The sequence below is a fragment of the Pseudomonas sp. GW821-FHT12A04 genome, assembly GCF_058807755.1.
This window is the reverse complement of sequence record NZ_JBXAQZ010000015.1, coordinates 1-17,065: the sequence shown is the minus strand read 5'-3', so window position 1 is coordinate 17,065 and position 17,065 is coordinate 1. Positions and strand designations below refer to the sequence as shown.

Sequence of the window (17,065 nt, the reverse complement as noted above, 5' to 3'; positions counted from 1 at the left end):
CCATGCTGATTCCCGTGATTCTCTCCGGCGGTGCCGGGACAAGGTTGTGGCCGGTGTCGCGTGAAGGCCATCCCAAACCGTTCATGGAATTGCCCGACGGCCAGTCGCTGCTGGGCAAGACCTATCGGCGTGCCGCGGACCTGCTCGACGGCTGGGGCGATATCGTCACGGTGACCAACCGCGAGTACTACTTCCAGAGCAAGGATCACTTTCGGGACGCGCACCTTGGCCGCCATCGCGGACACTTCCTGCTGGAGCCGACCGGGCGCAACACGGCGCCGGCCATTGCCGCCGCCGCCCTCTCCCTCCAGGCCCTGCATGGCGACGACGCGATCATGCTGGTCATGCCCGCCGACCACCTGATCGTCAATGTCGACGCACTAAAGGATGCGGTCGAGCATGCCGTGGCATTGGCCAGGCGCGGTCACCTGGTGACCTTCGGTGTCGTGCCGACCGCTCCGGAAACCGGTTTCGGCTACATTGAAGCTGGCACATCGCTGGACGATAAAGGTGCTGCCAGCGTGCGGCGCTTCGTCGAAAAACCCGACCTGCAAACCGCGACGCATTACGTGGAAAGCGGCAACTTCCTGTGGAACTCCGGGATGTTCTGCTTCTCGGTCGCCAGCCTGCTGGCCGAACTGCAAACCCATGCTCCCGACTTGCTGGAGCAGGCGCAGACCTGCATGGCCGCCAGCGCCGCGGTGGAAAACGCCGGAAGCCTGCAACAGGAACTGTCACCGGTCCTGTTTGGCGAAATCATGGATATTTCCATCGATTACGCGTTGATGGAGCGCTCCGACAAAGTGGTCGTGGTGCCGGCCCGTTTCGACTGGAGCGACATCGGCTCCTGGGGGGCGGTGGCCGCGCTGGTTCCAGCGGATGCACAGAACAACCGCACCGTCGGCGAATCGATTTTCATCGACAGCCACAACAACTTCGTCCAGAGCGAAAACCGTCTGGTAGCGACCGTGGGCGTGGATAACCTGATCATCGTCGACACCGCCGACGCGGTGTTGGTGGCCCACGCCGACCGTGCCCAGGATGTGCGCCGGGTGGCCAGGCAACTCAAGGATAAAGAGCACGAAGCCTATCGCCTGCACCGTACGGTCAGCCGGCCATGGGGCACCTACACCGTGCTCGAGGAAGGTCCGCGCTTCAAGATCAAACGCATCGTGGTCAAGCCCGGCGCCAAGTTGTCGTTGCAGATGCACCACCATCGCAATGAACACTGGGTGGTGGTCGAAGGCATGGCCAAGGTCACCAACAATGGCACCGGCACGCACCTGGTGGCCAAGAACGAATCGACCTTCATTGCCGCCGGTCACAAGCATCGCCTGGAAAATCCCGGCGTGATCGACCTTGTGATCATCGAAGTGCAAAGCGGCGAATACCTGGGAGAGGACGACATCGTCCGCTTCGAAGATCAATACGGCAGGACGGTTTGAATGCTGCGTAATCTTTACCAATCGCTGTGGAGTTACCGGGGATTCATCCTCGGCAGCGTCAAACGGGAGTTTCAGGCGCGTTATCGCAACTCGCTGTTCGGTGCCTTGTGGACCGTGCTCAATCCGCTGTCGATGATCCTGGTCTACACGGTGATCTTCTCCACCATCATGCGCGCCCGCTTGCCGGGTGTGGATGACGGGTTGGCCTACAGCGTCTACCTGTGCGCCGGCCTGCTGACCTGGGGCCTGTTCGCCGAGATCACGACGCGCAGCCAGAGCATGTTCTTGGAAAACGCCAACCTGCTGAAGAAAATCAGCTTCCCGCGCATCTGCCTGCCGGTCATCGTGCTGCTCAATGCCGGGATCAATTTCGCGATCATCCTGGGGTTGTTCCTCGGCTTCCTGCTGATCAGCGGACGGCTGCCCGGCATGGCGCTGCTGGCGCTGGTACCGTTGCTGGTCCTGCAGGTGATCTTCGCTGCGGGGCTGGGGATGATTCTGGGCGTGCTCAACGTGTTCTTTCGCGACGTCGGGCAGTTTTTCGGCATCTGCCTGCAATTCTGGTTTTGGCTGACGCCAATCGTTTATCCGCTGTCGATCCTGCCGCCGGGCATCCAGCGCTTTATCGAGCTGAACCCGATGACTGCACTGATGAACAGCTACCAGAACCTGTTTCTCTACAACCAATGGCCAGACTGGAGCTCGCTGGTCCCGTTGCTGGTGATCGGCCTGTTGTTCTGTGGGATGGCGCTGCGGCTGTTCCGCCAGCGTGTCGGTGAAATGGTGGACGAGCTCTGATGGGACATATACGTGTCAGTGGCCTGGGCAAGGCCTACAAGCAGTACCCGAATCGCTGGAGCCGGCTGTTCGAATGGCTGGTGCCGTTTTCCCGCACCCGGCATCACCTGCACTGGGTGCTGCAAGGGGTCGATTTCGAGATTCAGCCGGGTGAAGCCGTGGGCATCGTCGGGGTCAACGGTGCCGGCAAAAGCACGCTGCTGAAGATGATCACCGGTACTACCCAGCCCACCTGCGGCGACATCCAGCTGCAAGGTCGCGTAGCGGCGCTGCTGGAGCTGGGCATGGGTTTCCATCCGGACTTCACCGGTCGGCAGAACACCTTCATGGCGGGCCAGTTGCTCGGCATGCAGGTCGAAGAAATCGAAGCGCTGATGCCAGAGATCGAGAGCTTCGCCGAAATCGGCGAGGCCATCGACCATCCGGTTCGCACCTATTCCAGCGGCATGCAGATGCGCCTGGCGTTCAGCGTGGCCACCGCGCGACGGCCGGACATCCTGATCGTCGATGAAGCGCTGTCCGTGGGTGATGCCTACTTCCAGCACAAAAGCTTTGATCGCATCCGCAACTTCCGCAAGGCAGGTACCACGTTGCTGATCGTGTCCCATGACCGTTCGGCGATCCAGTCGATCTGCGACACCGCCATCCTCCTGGAGAACGGGCGCATGGCCATGCGCGGCAAACCTGAAGAAGTGATGGACTACTACAACGCCATGCTCGCCCAGCGCGAGGGCCAGACGGTGCGTCAGGAAATGCTCGCCAACGGGCAGGTGCAAACCATTTCCGGGACAGGCGAAGCGGGCATTCTCAGCGTCCGCCTGCTTGACCCCAAGGGGCGTTCGGTGGAGGTGGCTGAAGTCGGCCAGGCGATGGTCCTGGAAGTGCAGGTCGAGGTGCGCCAGGACATCGAGCGACTGATTCTCGGCTTCATGATCAAGGATCGCCTTGGCCAGCCCATGTACGGCATCAATACCCACCGGGTGGACAAAGCCCTCACCGACCTGAGTGCCGGCGAGCGCGTCACCTACCGTTTTGCCTTCGACATGCGCCTGGGCAAGGGCAATTATTCGGTGGCCTTGAGCTTGTCGCGACTGGATTCGCACCTGGATCGCAATTTCGAATGGCGTGACTACGGGCTGGTTTTCCACGTGATCAACAATCGCCAGGAAGATTTCGTGGGTTGCTCCTGGCTCGAAGCGCAGACCAGCGTGACCCGTTCCAGCGAAAACCGGGTGGAATCCATTGGGGAAACACGATGACCAGACTGTTGGTGGAATGTACCTACGTCTTCGAACACCCGGATGCCAACTCGGGCATCCAGCGGGTCGTTCGCAATGTGATTCAGCAATTGCCGGCCGCGAACGCCCAGCGCGAATGCGTTCCGGTGGTGATGATCAATGGCGCGTTGTTCGAGGTGAAAAGCCTGGCGCCCCTGCCGACCGTCAAAGTGGATCTGGTGAGCCTGCGGGTGAAGCTCGAACAGTTCGCCAATCAGTTCTGGCTGCGCCACCGCGCGCTGGAACGTCGCCGTCCTTTCAGCCAATCGAAGTTCGCCCGCCGGGTGCTTTACGTCGGTTGCCGTCTGACTGCGTTCGCCTGCCTGAGCCTGCCGATGCGCCTGCTCGATCGGGCACTCAAGGGCCAGAAGGTTCCCGAGCGTTGCGTGCCGTTGCAGCATCGAGCCGGCGACCAATTGGTGCTGCTGGACTCGTCCTGGCACGCCAACTTCTTCCCCCTGGCCGAACAACTCAAGCGTGACGGGGTCGGCATCGTTTCGGTGATCTATGACCTGATTCCCCTGACCCACCCGCAGTTTTGCGACGCAGGATTGGTGAAGGTCTTCAACGAATGGTTCGACTGGATCGCCCGCACCGCCGATGGCTACGTGGCGATATCGACCACCATCCGCGACCAGGTCCGCCAGGAGATGACCCGCAGGATCGGTACCGCGCAGGTTCAGCAACGCTGGTTCGACTATTTTCACCTCGGTTCCGAACTCGACCTGACCGATGCCCGGTCTACCGTCGACCCGGGGCTGCTGCAGATGTTCAAGACACCGGACCCTGTGTTCCTGATGGTCAGCACCATCGAGCCGCGCAAGAACCATGCGTATCTGCTGGACGCGTTCGAGCGCGCCTGGGCGGCCGGGTCCAAAGCCCGGTTGTGCATCGTCGGCAAGATTGGCTGGAAATGCGAGGCGCTGATCGAGCGTATACGCCAGCATCCGCAATTGAACTTGCGTTTGTTCATGTTCAACAACCTTTCGGACAAGAGCCTGGAACACGCCTATTCCCACGCGACATCGCTGGTGTTCCCGTCCTACGTCGAAGGGTTCGGTTTGCCGCTGGTGGAAGCCATGCAGCGAGGCCTGCCGGCCATGGCCAGCGACATCCCGGTGTTCCGCGAAATCGGTGGCGAGTACATGGCGTATTTCGACCTCTCCGACCCGCAGAACCTGGCCGATCTGGTCATCGACATGGAAAGCGGCGGCGCATTTCCCGCGCCCCTCAACCTGGATAACTGGCGTTGGCTGAGCTGGCGCGAGGCGAGTGCGCAACTGGTCGAACGCATCCAGCGCAATCTGCACAGCGATACGAAGGTGCCTGAGAGTCAGCATGCGAATTGCCCTTAACGCCCGCATCCTCCAGGCACCGCGCACGGGCATCGGTCAGTACGTCGCCGAACTGGCGACGGCCCTGGCCCGCGAATCGGACGTCGAGTTGTCGTTGTTCCACGGCTGGGGCTGGAGTTCGACCCTGCCTGAGGCGGCGATGCCCGGTTACTCGCGTCTGACGCCGTTGCTGCGACAGATTCCGGGGGCCTATCAGGCTCGGCGCTGGCTGGAGCAGAAGCGTTTCGACCAGCGCCCCGCCCAGGCCATTGATCTGTATCACGAGCCAAGCCTGTGGCCGCTGTCGTTCAACGGCCCGACCATCATCACACTGCATGACCTCACGCACCTGCACTATCCCGACACCCAACCACCGGCACGCCTGCGCGAAATCGAGCGGCGACTGGCCGACGGCGTACAGCGGGCGCGGCTGATTCTGACGGACTCGCAGTACATCGCCGAGCAAGCGCAGGCCTGGTTCGCACTGCCGGCCGAGCGCTTCGTGGTGGCACCGCTGGGTGTGGCCGCGCGCTTCCACCCCCGTGAACCCGAGGCCATCGATCAGGTCCTCAAGGCCCACGGCGTCGAGGCGCGGGAGTATTTCCTTTGCGTCGGTACCCTGGAGCCACGCAAGAATCTGACCCTAGCCCTGCGCGCCCATGCCCGGCTGCCGGAAACCGTGCGCCAGCGTTTTCCGTTGCTGATCGCCGGCATGGCCGGCTGGCAGCGTCAGCAGTTCAACGACGAATTACGTTCGGCCCTCGCGTCAGGTCATGTGTGCCTTCTGGGGTACTTGTCGGACGACGATCTGGCGCAGCTACTGGCCGGAGCCCGGGCGCTGGTCTTCCCTTCGTTGTACGAGGGATTCGGCCTGCCGGTGCTGGAAGCCATGGCCAGTGGCACTCCGGTGATTCTGACGGGTGAGTCGGCGATGCCGGAGGTCGCTGGCGATGCCGGCAACTACATCGAGACGCACGACCCCGACTCCTTGCGCGATGCCTTGCTGCGGTTGATCGACGACCCGGCGCATTGGCAGGTCTGTCGCGAGGCAGGCTTGCAGCGAGCGAAGCTATTTTCCTGGGAGCGTTGCGCGACGGTGACCGCCCGCGCCTACCGCCAGGCAATGGAGAACTGATATGCGCGTTCTGCACTTTTATAAAACCTACTTGCCCGACTCCATGGGTGGCATCGAACAAGTCATTTTCCAGATGAGCGAAAGTGGCGCGCGCCATGGTGTCGACAGCACTGTGCTGACCCTGAGCAATAATCCGGCACCGGGCGTGTTGCAGATCCGCGAGCACCAGGTGCATCAGGCCAGGATGGATTTTCAACTCGCCTCCACCGGTTTTTCCTACAGCGTGTTCAAGCAGTTTCGAGAGCTCGCGGCTGAAGCCGACGTGGTCAACTATCACTTCCCCTGGCCCTTCATGGACCTGGTGCATTTTGTCAGCGACATCAAAAAGCCCAGCGTGGTGAGTTACCACTCCGACATCATTCGCCAACGCCATCTGCTCAAACTGTACCGTCCGTTGATGCGTCGGTTCCTGGACAACGCGGATCGAATCGCCGTGGCGTCCCCGAACTACTTTCACACCAGCGACGTGCTCAAGGACTACCACGATAAGACCCGTGTCATCACCTATGGCCTGGACAAGTCGGGTTATCCGACGCAAGACGCGGCGCGGACCGAGCGCTGGCGCCAGAAGCTGGGGGACAAGTTCTTCCTGTTCGTCGGGGTCATGCGCTACTACAAGGGGCTGCACATCCTGCTCGACGCGATGCAGGGGCTGAACTATCCCGTGGTGATCGTGGGCGCCGGCCCGCTGGAAGCGGAGCTGCATGCCCAGGCCAGGGCGCTGGGCCTGCGGAACCTGCACTTTCTCGGGTTCCTGGGCGACGAAGACAAGGTCGCCTTGCTCGAGTTGAGTTATGCGGTGGTGTTCCCGTCGCACCTGCGCTCCGAAGCCTTTGGCATTTCGCTGCTGGAAGGCGCGATGTATGGCAAACCGATGATCTCCAGTGAAATTGGCACTGGCACCAGTTACATCAACATCCATAACGAGACCGGGCTGGTGGTGCCACCGAGCAATCCATCGGCGTTTCGCGAGGCGATGCGCACGCTTTGGGAAAACCCGGTGCTGGCGGCGCAAATGGGCGAGAAGGCGCAGGCCCGTTATCAAAATCTGTTTACCGCGGACGAAATGGGTCGCAAATGGGCCGCGCTGTATGAGGAGCTGCTGGAAGAAAAAGCCCTCGCCTACGCATGAGGTTTTTTTGCAGATCCGAGTTGTCTCTGCTGCTGCGCTCTAACAGTGTTACGATCCCGCGACTGTAGATTTTCCATGGCTTGCGCAGGATGTGTGCAAGCCGTCGACTCTCCCTATTAGCCCCCCCGACTTTCTGCTGACCGCCTATGCAACGTCTGCTCAATGACCGCCTGGACTGGAACCTGCTGCGCACCTTTCGGGTGATTGGCCAGGAGCAGAGCATCAGCCGCGCTGCCGCCCGCCTGCACCTGACGCAACCGGCAGTGAGTCAGGCGCTCAAGCGCCTGGAGGAACAACTGGGCCGCCAATTGATTGCCCGTCGCGGGCCACGTTTTGCCCTGACTGAAGTCGGCGAGCAGATCTTCGCCCTGGCCGGGGAAATCTACGGGCAAATGTCCCAGGTCAGTAGCGTGCTGGAACAACCGGCCGACGAAGTGATCGGCAAAGTGCGGTTGCTGATCATCAGCCGGATCTTCTCCGAGCGCTTTGATGACTTTCTCGCCGACTTCCATCGTCAATACCCGCGAGTGGACCTGGAAGTCGATGTGATGCGCAGTTCCGACATCGTCAGCGCCCTCCAGGAAAAAACCGCGACCCTCGGCCTGAGCCTCAATCGGCGCCCGCAGCCACGCCTGGAGCAGCGCTTGTTCCTGCGTCAACGCTATGCTTTTTTCTGCGGCAAGCACCATGGGATGTTCGGCCAGCAGGACGTCGCCGAAGGGGATTTGCAACGGGAGAACTTCGTCAGTTTCACCAGTGACCAGATCGGCGGCATGCTCTCGCCGCTGACGATTTTCCGCGATCAGCAGGGTTTCAGTGGTCGCATCGTCGCGTCCTCACCGAGCCTGGAAGAAGTCCGGCGACTGGTGATCGCCGGCTTCGGTATCGGCTGTCTGCCCGAACACGTGGTGGCGGCCGACGTCGACGCCGGATTGCTCTGGCGCCTGCCGCCCCACGAGGGGATTGCCGATGTGGACATTCATTTGCTGTGGAACCGCGAACAGCGCATGAGCCGTGCCGAGACGATCTTTCTCGAAAGCCTGCAACAACGACTGACGGACTAAACGCGCAAGACTTGCGTCACCGGTTCACCGGCCTGCAAGCGTTCGAGCAAGCGCGGCTCGCTGCGATCCGAAGCCAGCGCCTGATCGATGACTGCCACCGCCGATGCCGTGTCGAGAAACAACACGCCGTTGTCGTCCGCCAGCACCCAATCCCCCGGCTGCACCGTCACGCCGGCACAGTGGATGGGCTGATTGATGACGCTGTCGCCACGACCGTGCAGCTTGGTGGTCAACAGGCTGGTGCCTCGGGCGAACACCGGCAACCCGGCTTCACGCAGCTCCAGCAGATCGGTCACTGCACCGTCCACCACAATACCCACAGCGCCGGCAAAGCGTGCTGCGCAACTGGTCACCGCACCGACCGGCGCGTGCCGATGATCGCCACCGGTGTCGATCACCAGCACGTCGCCCGGCCTGATTTGCGCCAGGGCCCGGTTGACGGCAATGGCATCGGCGCCCACCAGTTTCAGGGTCAACGCACGGCCAACGACTTTCACATTGGGCACCATGGCCCGCAGTTGCGGATCGGCAAAACCCTCTTCGAGAAAGTGCCCGAGGGTCGGAAAGCTCACGGCCTTGAGCTGTTCGATCAGTTGCGACTCATCCATGCTGCGGCTCCCCGGCAATCAGTTCGGCAACACAGTCGATCTCCAGCGATACGCCCCACAATGCCACGCACACCGTGGTGCGCGCCGGTGGCGCATGGCCGAGGAACTCGCGGTACACGGCGTTGAACGGCTCCAGTTGCGCGGGGTCGGTCAGGTAGGCATTGACCTTGATCACATGGCTGAAACCGGAGCCCGCCTCGATCAGGATCGCTTCGAGGTTGCGCAAGGTTTGCCGTACCTGCTCGGGGAAATCAGCAGGCTGTTCGTCGAGGCTGCCGTGGGCCGGAATCTGCCCGGCGGTGAACACCAGGTGGCCGCTGACCACGGCCTGGGAGTAAGGCCCGACCGGGTCGATGTAGCCCGGGGCCGATTGAATTCTGCGCATGTTGTAGAACTCCAGATGTCAGGCCGTAGCCGATTTGAAGGGTTTACCGGGGGCCAGATCGTCTGTGGGGACGACGCTGGGGATCTCGCTGATGTCCTTCTTGAAGGTCTCGGTCAACAGCAACAGTGCCACCAGGGAAATCAATGCCGCACCGATCATGTACCAGGCCACCGACGAACCTTTGCCCGTCGCGGCCAGCAATGCCGTGGTGACGATAGGCGTCGCCGCGCTGCCGAGCAGGCCGGACAACATGTAGCTGATGGACAAACCGGAATAACGCACCCGGGTGCCGAACAGCTCGGCGAGGAAGGTCGCGATCGGCCCGTAGTTGGCGGCGAACGCGGTCATCAACAACAGATAACCGAACACCACCATCGACAGCTCCTTGGTGTCCATCAGCCAGAACATCGGGAACGCCACCAGCGCTTCGGCGATGATGCCGCCGACAATGATCGGTTTGCGTCCGAAGCGGTCCGAAAGCGCACCGAACACCGGCAACATGACAATGCACCAGGCGCAGGACAGCAGCACCACACCGAGCATCACGCTGCGGCTGAAGCCGAGGTTCTGTGTGCCATAGGTCAAGCCGAACGCCACGATAATGTTGAACGAAGCGCCCGTGGACATGGTGGCAATACCCCCCAGCAGCACTTGCTTCCAGTATTTGCGGAATACTTCCGCCAACGGCATTTTCACTTGCACTTCGGCTTCCTTGACCTTGTTGAAAGCCGGGGTTTCCGAGATGTTCAGGCGGATATACAAACCGACGGCGATCAGCAACACGCTGGCCAGGAACGGAATACGCCACCCCCAGGCCAACAGATCCTCCGGGGACAGCCACGCCGCGATCAACAGGAATGCCAGGTTGGCAATCATGGTCCCGGCCGGCACACCGATCTGCACCCAGGAGCCGTACAAGCCACGCTTGTTGGCCGGCGCATGCTCCACCGCCATCAGCACCGCCCCGCCCCATTCGCCCCCCAATGCCAGGCCTTGCACGACCCGCAGCAGCAACAACAGGATCGGCGCCCAGATACCGATGGTTGCAAAGTCAGGCAACAAGCCGATGGCGAAGGTGGCCGCGCCCATGGTCAGCAACGAGATCAACAGCATCGACTTGCGCCCCAGGCGATCACCGAAATGCCCGAACAACGCCGCGCCGACAATCCGTGCCAGATACGCCGAAGCGAAGGTGCCGAAAGCCAGCAGCGTTCCGATCAGCGGCACGAAATCCGGGAAGAACACTTTGTTGAACACCAGCGCTGAAGCCGTGGCAAACACGAACAAGTCGTACCACTCCACGGTGGTGCCAATCACACTGGCCACCGCGACTTTTTTCATGCTGATTGCAACTTCCGGTGGTGCGCCGGACTTTTCTGCGGACGATAGATCGCTCATCACTGTCTCCAGGAATTTATTTAATTGTTTTGAACTGGCAGTAAAACGGTTGAGGCGACGGTTGTTGTTATGGCTTACGGGAAGCTGGTTCCTGTAGGAGCGAGCCTGCTCGCGATGAACTCAAGAACACCGCGTTTAACCGACAAACACGCGAAATCGTTAACGACCATCGCGAGCGGGCTCGTTCCTACAGGGGGTGTGTTAGTTCAATATCCCAATACTCGGTCGGCGCAGTTGAGTAACGGCTCGCCGGCATTCAATCGACGGAAGTTCTCCGCTACTTGTTCGGCAATACAGTCATGGGACGCCGCCGAAGCCATATGCGGGGTGATGGTGACACCGGGCATTGTCCAGAGCCGGTGATCGACCGGCAGCGGTTCCTGCTCGAACACATCCAGCAAGGCGCCGCGCAAATGTCTGCTCGCCAGGGCCTGTTCGAGATCGTCGATGTTCAAATGACCGCCCCGGCCACAGTTGATCAGTGCCGCGCCGCTGGCAAGCTGTTCGAAAGTGGCTCGTCCGAGAATCCCGCGGGTTTCGCTGGTGAGTGGCAACAGGTTGATCAGCAACTCGATGCCGTCGAGAAAAGGATGCAACGCATCACCCCCGGCGAAGGTGCGCACACCGGGCAAGTCCTTGCTGCGCCGCGCCCAGCCGCGCACGTCGTAACCGGCTGCGACCAGATCCAGAGCAATCGCGCTGCCCAGCGATCCGAGCCCCATCACACCGACCTTGAACTGCCCCGCCGCCCGTTGCAGCGGGCGCTCCCAGCGTTCCTCCCGCTGGTGCGACAACACCTGATCGAAACCGCGGTGATAGTGGATCACCGCCCAGCGCACGTACTCGGTCATCCCCTGGCGATGGCCCGGGTCGACCACACGGCAAACCGGCAGGTCCGGGCAGGACGGATCGTGATCGAGGTGATCGATACCGGCGGCCACCGAGTGAATCACCTGCAGGTTCGGCAATGCGCCGAGACTGCCCGGCAAGGGAAACCAGCACGCCGCCATCTGTGCATTGGCGGCCCGGGAATCGTCGGCCAGCACGGCGGTGAGCTGCGGCGCACTGCGGGCAAACGCCACCTGCAATTGCTTGAGCAGCAAGGTATCGCGGGACAGCAGAACCACAGTGTTGATGACGGCGTTCATGACAAATATGACTCGCGCTGGGATTCGATCAACGTCAGGGCGGCCTCCCAGGCCAGGTCGATGATGTTGTCCTGCTCATCACGGTCGAACTGCTCGGCGGTGTGCGCGCAGACTTCCGGCGACGGGTAATGCAGTGCCGAACCACCGGCCAGCGCCTGCACCTGGGCCTGACAGGCCCGCTCCAGGAAGTGGATTTCCTGGAACGCCTGGGCCACGCCCGATCCACCCACCAGTAAACCGTGGTTGCGCAGGATCATCGCCCGGTGCGGACCGAGGTCGGCAATCAAGCGCTCGCGCTCATCCAGCGACAGCGCGATGCCCTCATAGGTGTGATAGGCCAGCTTGCCGTAGAACTTCAGCGCATGCTGACTGATCGGCAGCAGGCCTTGCTTCTGCGCCGCGACCGCCATGCCGGCCGCCGTGTGGGTATGGATCACACAGTTCAGGTCCGGACGCGCCATGTGGATCGCCGAGTGAATCACGAAGCCGGCAGCGTTGACCCGATGGCCCGCGTACTCCGGGTCGACCACCCGCCCTTCCTGATCGATGCGCACCAGGTCCGAGGCGCGCATGCGGTCGAAGATCACCCCGTAGCGGTTGATCAGGAAGTGATGCTCAGGCCCCGGAATCCGCAGGGTGATATGGGTGTCGATCAGGTCGGTCATGCGAAAGTGCGCGACCAGTCGATACAGCGCAGCCAGTTCGCAACGGGCTTGCCATTCAACCGGGTCGATGTGTGCAGGTTTACTCACGAATACACCTCTTTAGCAGCGTGGGTGACGACCGGGTTGGCGCGCAGGCGGGCCAGGCCGCAAACACCGATCAGGGACAGGGCCGAGAGCAAGGTGAAGAACACCGCCAGCGGCAACCATTGTCCGGAAAACTTGCTGGCCAGCAGGGTGCCGATCAGCGGCGTGGTACCGCCGGCCACGGCGCAAGCCAATTGGTACGCGATGGAAATGCCCGAGTAGCGCAGGTGCACCGGGAAGGCCTGGGTCATGTAGCCGGCGATCACCGCGTAAAGTGCCGAGAGAATCACCACCGCCAGGGCAATACCGGCAGTCATGAACACAATGTTCTGCGTGCCTACCAGCAGGAACATCGGGTATGGCGTGACCATGCAAAGCAACGCGACCCATTTGAGAAAACGACCTTCGCCGATACGTTCGGCGATCAGCGCCGAGAGCGGTTGTGAGAGCAACTGGATGACGGTCACCAGAAACAGGCAATCGAGAATCGTCGATCGGGCAATGCCCTGATACTGGGTGACATAAGTGATCATGAAGGTGTTGGTGAAGAAGAACCCGGCCGAGCCGATGGTCACGGCAGCGGCGGCGAACAGGATCTGCCGCCAGCAGGTACGGATCACGTCCATCACCGGGTATTTGGCGGTCTCGTTGTTGTCCTTGGCCTTGGCGAATTCCGGCGACTCGTGAACGCCGGAACGGATCAACAGCCCGACCATCATCAACACGCCGCTGGCGAGGAACGGCAAGCGCCAACCCCAGGCGAGGAAATCCTCTGGTTCAAGGGACGTCACCAGACGGAAAGCGATCAGTGCCAGCAACAAACCGGCGGGACTGCCGAGCTGGGCGAACGATGCGTAGAACGTCTTGCGCTTGGCCGGCGCATGTTCGCTCGCCATCAACACCGCCCCACCCCACTCACCACCGACCGAAATGCCCTGAATGACACGCAGCACGATCAGACCAATGGGTGCCCAGATGCCGGCACTGGCGTAGCTCGGCAACAGGCCAATACCCGCCGTGGCGACGCCCATCAAGGCCATGGTCACCAACAGCATTTTCTTGCGCCCGAGACGATCGCCCAGATGACCGAACACCATCCCGGCCATGGGACGGGCAATGAAGCCGACCGCGAAACTGCCGAACGCCGCCAGGGTACTCATGACCGGGTCGCTGCTGGGGAAGAACACTTGCCCAAGGACCAGCGCCGCCGCGGTGGCGTAGATGTAAAAGTCGTAGAACTCGATGGTCGTGCCAATGAAGGCAGCGGCCGCGGCTCGGCGCGGTTGGGGAGTAGTGTGCATGCAAGGACCCTGTGTACTTATAGTTTTTGGGCAGGTGTTAAGGCTGATGACGGTTGCGCTCTGTGGCACTTGTGGGCTTTATCGCTTCCATGCCAGGATTAGTCAATTTTCAATTCCTTATCTTTACTATTAGCACCGCTACTGCATGAGGTTTTATGCCTTCCAATTCCAACCCGTGGGTCGGGCGTCGCTTTCTCAATGACCGCCTCGACTGGAACCTGCTGCGCACCTATCTGGTCATCGGCCAGGAAGGCAGCATGAGCCGCGCCGCCGCGCGACTGCACATCACCCAGTCGGCCGTCAGCCAGGCGCTGAAACGACTGGAAGAACAACTGGAATGCGTGTTGATTGCCCGCAGCGGACGACGCTTTGATCTGACGGAAACCGGGGAAGAAGTCCTGCGCATAGCGGCGGATATCTACGGAGATATTTCACGCCTGGGGACGGTGGTGGAGAGTCGTCACGACGACGTGGTGGGCAAGATCCGCATCCTCACCGTCAGCGGTGTGCAGGCTCGGCATTACGATGACTTTCTCGCTGATTTCCATGAAACCCATCCGAAAATCGAGCTGGAAGTCGAGGTCATGGGCAGTTCGAACATCATCAGTTCGCTGCTGCAAAAAACTGCGACAGTCGGCGTTGGCCTGTGCCGCTTGCCACAGCCACGACTGGAACAACGGGTACTGTTTCGCGAGACCTATGCTTACTTTTGTGGCCAACGTCACCGGCTGTTCGGGCAACAGAATCTGACCCTGGAACAACTGGCGGCGGAAAACTTCGTCAGCTTCACCAGCGATCAACTCGGCGGCAATCTTTCACCCCTGACGCTGTTCCGCGACCAGCAAGGCTTCACCGGCAAGATCGTCGCCTCCTCCACCAGTTTCGAAGAAATTTACCGCTTGATCTGCGCGGGTTACGGCATCGGCGCCTTGCCCACCCATCTGGTGCGCCGGGATGTCGAGCAAGGTCTGCTCTGGCGCTTGCCGCCGGAAGACGGGGTGGTGGATTTCGATATTCAGTTGTTGTGGAATCGCGAACAGAAGATGAGCCAGGCCGAAACGGTGTTCCTCGAGAGCTTCCAGCACATGCTCAGCATCCGTGAGCCTGTGCTGTGAAGCCATGAAGGTTCAGACGTGAGGTTCGCCCGGTGCCTTGCTCGGCGCTGCGTACTGCGGCTTGAGGTGCCCGTCCTGATCAAGTAGCCAGGCGTCCATGATCTCCCGCACGACCGGTCCGGCGACGCGACCACCGGCCTCGCCGTTTTCGATCATCACCGAAATGACGATTTTCGGGTGCTCGGCCGGGGCAAAACCGACGAACAAGGCGTTGTCGCGGTTACGCTCGCGGGTTTTCTCCCGGTTGTAACGCTCACCCTGCTTGATCGCCACCACTTGCGCGGTGCCACTCTTGCCGGCGATACGGTACTGCGCGCCCGCGGCTGCGGCCCGGGCAATCCCGCGGGCATCGTGCATCACCATCTGCATGCCATGGTTGACCTGCTCCCAGTCGCGAGGATCCTTGAGCAGAATGTTCGGCATCGGATGCTCATCCACCGGCGCGACACCGTCCACGGTTTTGGCCAGGTGCGGGCGATTCCACACGCCTTTGTTGGCAATCAGCGCCGTCGCCTGGGCCAACTGCAGTGGCGTGACCTGCATGTAGCCCTGGCCGATACCGAGAATCACCGTCTCGCCCGGAAACCAGGCCTGACGACGGGTGGCGCGTTTCCAGGCCTGGGATGGCATCAGGCCAGGGGACTCTTCATTCATGTCCAGGGAGACTTTCTCACCCAGTCCGAACATGGCCATGTAGTCGTGCAGACGATCGATACCGAGCTTGTGTGCCAGGTCATAGAAGTAGGTGTCGTTGGAACGCATGATCGCCGCATCCATGTCCACCCAACCGTCGCCGCTGTGGTTCCAGTTGCGGTATTTGTGATCGAAATCCGGCAGTTGGTAATAACCGGGGTCGAACACACGGGTCTGTGGCGTGACGACACCGGCATCGAGGCCAGCGATTGCCATTTCCGGCTTGATGGTCGAACCCGGCGCATAGAGACCGCGCAGCACACGGTTGAACAGCGGTCGGTCGATGGAGTCCCGTAGCGTGGAGTACTCCTTGGAACTGATACCGGTGACGAACAGATTCGGATCGAAACTCGGGTTGCTGACCATGGCCAACACTTCACCGGTCGAGGGATCCAGTGCGACCACCGAGCCACGGCGATCGCCCAAGGCTTGCTCGGCGGCTTCCTGAAGCTTGACGTCGAGGCTCAGGACAATGTTTTCGCCTGGCACCGGGTCAGTGTGCTTGAGCACTCGCAGGACGCGGCCCTGGGCATTGGTTTCGACTTCCTCATAACCGACATGGCCGTGCAGTTGCTTCTCGTAGAATTTTTCAATCCCGGTCTTGCCGATGGATTGGGTGCCTCGGTACTCGACGGTATCCAGAGCCTTTGACTCTTTCTCGTTGATACGTCCGACGTAGCCGACCGAATGGGCGAAGTGCTCGCCCAATGGATAATGCCGAACGAACTGCGGCTCGACATCGAGGCCCGGCAAGCGGAACTCGTTGACAGCGAGTACGGCAATTTGCTCTTCGCTCAGTTCATAGAACAACGTCACAGGTACGAAGGGGTGACGTGCCTGCTTCATCGCCTTGTCGAACTGCGAGCGGTCTTCAGCGGGCAAATGCAGGAGATTGACTACCTCGTCCAGCTCTTCGTTTACATCGGTAGCACGTTCGCGGGTGATGGTCAGGTTGTAGCTGGGACGGTTATCCGCGAGGAGTACGCCGTTGCGGTCGTAGATCAACCCGCGAGTCGGTGTAATTGGCAGGACATGTACGCGATTGTTTTCGGAGATGGTCGAGTGATAGTCGAACTCGACTACCTGCAGGACATACAGGCGCACTACCAGCGCACAGGTGACAGCGGCAACGAACAAGCCGCAGGCCATCAGCCTTTTATTGACCAGGCGTGTCTCTTTCTCGTGGTCCTTGATGGGTATCGGTTCGGGCATTTCTACAGCAACTCTTTGAAAAGAATGCCGATCCCTGGGCGCAAACTCAGTCCATTAAAAATGAGCTGCACCTTAGCAAAAGCGCGGAGTCAGGTTTATGTGATTTTTTTTACAATGACCTTGTAGGAGCGAGCTCGCTCGCGATGGACGCCAACGATGACGCGGGAAACCTGACACCCCGCAGCTCTCTCGGGTTTTTCGCGAGCGAGCTCGCGCCTACAGGGACGCCAAAAACAAAACCCCTACCTGCATACGCAGATAGGGGTTTCGG

Annotated in this window: 15 protein-coding genes; 8 read left to right on the top strand and 7 right to left on the bottom strand. The window is 60.9% G+C overall.

Annotated features, from left to right (window positions below; translation table 11 throughout):
* Nucleotides 1-2 precede the first annotated feature (2 nt).
* From AC1RS8_RS22570 to AC1RS8_RS22540, 7 genes are all read left to right on the top strand, one after another.
* Nucleotides 3-1,445: a mannose-1-phosphate guanylyltransferase/mannose-6-phosphate isomerase gene (locus AC1RS8_RS22570; protein ID WP_489338994.1), complete on the top strand. Its 1,443-nt coding sequence runs from the start codon at nt 3-5 to the stop codon at nt 1,443-1,445.
* Complete coding sequence (locus tag AC1RS8_RS22565) at nt 1,446-2,243, top strand: ABC transporter permease (protein ID WP_154947769.1); 798 nt, start codon at nt 1,446-1,448, stop codon at nt 2,241-2,243. It abuts the gene before it with no gap.
* Nucleotides 2,243-3,502, top strand: coding sequence for an ABC transporter ATP-binding protein (locus AC1RS8_RS22560; protein ID WP_057713899.1), 1,260 nt, complete (start codon nt 2,243-2,245; stop codon nt 3,500-3,502). Before AC1RS8_RS22565 ends, AC1RS8_RS22560 begins: the two co-directional genes overlap by 1 nt.
* Nucleotides 3,499-4,875, top strand: coding sequence for a glycosyltransferase family 4 protein (locus AC1RS8_RS22555; RefSeq protein ID WP_489338995.1), 1,377 nt, complete (start codon nt 3,499-3,501; stop codon nt 4,873-4,875). Before AC1RS8_RS22560 ends, AC1RS8_RS22555 begins: the two co-directional genes overlap by 4 nt.
* A complete protein-coding gene (locus AC1RS8_RS22550) occupies nt 4,859-5,989 on the top strand; it encodes a glycosyltransferase family 4 protein (protein WP_493163620.1) in 1,131 nt (376 codons plus the stop codon). Before AC1RS8_RS22555 ends, AC1RS8_RS22550 begins: the two co-directional genes overlap by 17 nt.
* 1 nt (nt 5,990) lies before the next feature.
* Nucleotides 5,991-7,121 (top strand): glycosyltransferase family 4 protein, encoded by a 1,131-nt coding sequence (locus AC1RS8_RS22545; RefSeq protein ID WP_489338997.1) that lies wholly within the window; start codon nt 5,991-5,993, stop codon nt 7,119-7,121.
* Nucleotides 7,122-7,267: 146 nt separating this feature from the next.
* Nucleotides 7,268-8,185, top strand: a complete 918-nt coding sequence (locus AC1RS8_RS22540) for a LysR family transcriptional regulator (RefSeq protein ID WP_046043224.1) — start codon at nt 7,268-7,270, stop codon at nt 8,183-8,185.
* On the opposite strand, the gene AC1RS8_RS22535 is transcribed toward AC1RS8_RS22540, so the two are convergent.
* From AC1RS8_RS22535 to AC1RS8_RS22510, 6 genes are all read right to left on the bottom strand, one after another.
* On the bottom strand, nt 8,182-8,793 hold the full coding sequence (locus AC1RS8_RS22535) for an RraA family protein (RefSeq protein ID WP_489338998.1): 612 nt from the start codon (nt 8,791-8,793) through the stop codon (nt 8,182-8,184). The genes AC1RS8_RS22540 and AC1RS8_RS22535 overlap by 4 nt on opposite strands.
* Complete coding sequence (locus AC1RS8_RS22530) at nt 8,786-9,178, bottom strand: RidA family protein (RefSeq protein ID WP_057713893.1); 393 nt, start codon at nt 9,176-9,178, stop codon at nt 8,786-8,788. Before AC1RS8_RS22530 ends, AC1RS8_RS22535 begins: the two co-directional genes overlap by 8 nt.
* 18 nt (nt 9,179-9,196) lie before the next feature.
* Nucleotides 9,197-10,576: an MFS transporter gene (locus AC1RS8_RS22525; RefSeq protein WP_150814919.1), complete on the bottom strand. Its 1,380-nt coding sequence runs from the start codon at nt 10,574-10,576 to the stop codon at nt 9,197-9,199.
* Nucleotides 10,577-10,782: 206 nt separating this feature from the next.
* Entirely contained in the window at nt 10,783-11,724 is a 942-nt protein-coding gene (locus AC1RS8_RS22520; protein WP_489338999.1) for a 2-hydroxyacid dehydrogenase, read from the bottom strand.
* Complete coding sequence (locus AC1RS8_RS22515) at nt 11,721-12,476, bottom strand: class II aldolase/adducin family protein (RefSeq protein ID WP_007988289.1); 756 nt, start codon at nt 12,474-12,476, stop codon at nt 11,721-11,723. The genes AC1RS8_RS22520 and AC1RS8_RS22515 overlap by 4 nt, the downstream gene beginning before the upstream one ends.
* Nucleotides 12,473-13,774: an MFS transporter gene (locus AC1RS8_RS22510; protein WP_057713891.1), complete on the bottom strand. Its 1,302-nt coding sequence runs from the start codon at nt 13,772-13,774 to the stop codon at nt 12,473-12,475. Before AC1RS8_RS22510 ends, AC1RS8_RS22515 begins: the two co-directional genes overlap by 4 nt.
* Before the next feature lie 155 nt (nt 13,775-13,929).
* On the opposite strand from AC1RS8_RS22510, the gene AC1RS8_RS22505 reads away from it, so the two are divergent.
* Nucleotides 13,930-14,889: a LysR family transcriptional regulator gene (locus AC1RS8_RS22505; protein ID WP_057713890.1), complete on the top strand. Its 960-nt coding sequence runs from the start codon at nt 13,930-13,932 to the stop codon at nt 14,887-14,889.
* A gap of 12 nt (nt 14,890-14,901) precedes the next feature.
* Here the strand turns inward: AC1RS8_RS22505 and mrdA are convergent, their stop codons facing one another.
* A complete protein-coding gene (gene mrdA / locus AC1RS8_RS22500; RefSeq protein ID WP_349735258.1) occupies nt 14,902-16,794 on the bottom strand; it encodes a penicillin-binding protein 2 in 1,893 nt (630 codons plus the stop codon).
* Between the last annotated feature and the right edge of the window lie 271 nt (nt 16,795-17,065).

What these genes read in the sequence shown, in the direction of transcription:
- AC1RS8_RS22525 (WP_150814919.1), bottom strand. Translation starts at nt 10,576, where the DNA reads ATGAGCGATCTATCGTCCGCAGAAAAGTCCGGCGCACCACCGGAAGTT.
- mrdA (WP_349735258.1), bottom strand. Translation starts at nt 16,794, where the DNA reads ATGCCCGAACCGATACCCATCAAGGACCACGAGAAAGAGACACGCCTG.
- AC1RS8_RS22540 (WP_046043224.1), top strand. Translation starts at nt 7,268, where the DNA reads ATGCAACGTCTGCTCAATGACCGCCTGGACTGGAACCTGCTGCGCACC.
- AC1RS8_RS22560 (WP_057713899.1), top strand. Translation starts at nt 2,243, where the DNA reads ATGGGACATATACGTGTCAGTGGCCTGGGCAAGGCCTACAAGCAGTAC.
- AC1RS8_RS22555 (WP_489338995.1), top strand. Translation starts at nt 3,499, where the DNA reads ATGACCAGACTGTTGGTGGAATGTACCTACGTCTTCGAACACCCGGAT.
- AC1RS8_RS22545 (WP_489338997.1), top strand. Translation starts at nt 5,991, where the DNA reads ATGCGCGTTCTGCACTTTTATAAAACCTACTTGCCCGACTCCATGGGT.
- AC1RS8_RS22535 (WP_489338998.1), bottom strand. Translation starts at nt 8,793, where the DNA reads ATGGATGAGTCGCAACTGATCGAACAGCTCAAGGCCGTGAGCTTTCCG.
- AC1RS8_RS22520 (WP_489338999.1), bottom strand. Translation starts at nt 11,724, where the DNA reads ATGAACGCCGTCATCAACACTGTGGTTCTGCTGTCCCGCGATACCTTG.
- AC1RS8_RS22505 (WP_057713890.1), top strand. Translation starts at nt 13,930, where the DNA reads ATGCCTTCCAATTCCAACCCGTGGGTCGGGCGTCGCTTTCTCAATGAC.
- AC1RS8_RS22530 (WP_057713893.1), bottom strand. Translation starts at nt 9,178, where the DNA reads ATGCGCAGAATTCAATCGGCCCCGGGCTACATCGACCCGGTCGGGCCT.
- AC1RS8_RS22550 (WP_493163620.1), top strand. Translation starts at nt 4,859, where the DNA reads ATGCGAATTGCCCTTAACGCCCGCATCCTCCAGGCACCGCGCACGGGC.
- AC1RS8_RS22510 (WP_057713891.1), bottom strand. Translation starts at nt 13,774, where the DNA reads ATGCACACTACTCCCCAACCGCGCCGAGCCGCGGCCGCTGCCTTCATT.
- AC1RS8_RS22565 (WP_154947769.1), top strand. Translation starts at nt 1,446, where the DNA reads ATGCTGCGTAATCTTTACCAATCGCTGTGGAGTTACCGGGGATTCATC.
- AC1RS8_RS22570 (WP_489338994.1), top strand. Translation starts at nt 3, where the DNA reads ATGCTGATTCCCGTGATTCTCTCCGGCGGTGCCGGGACAAGGTTGTGG.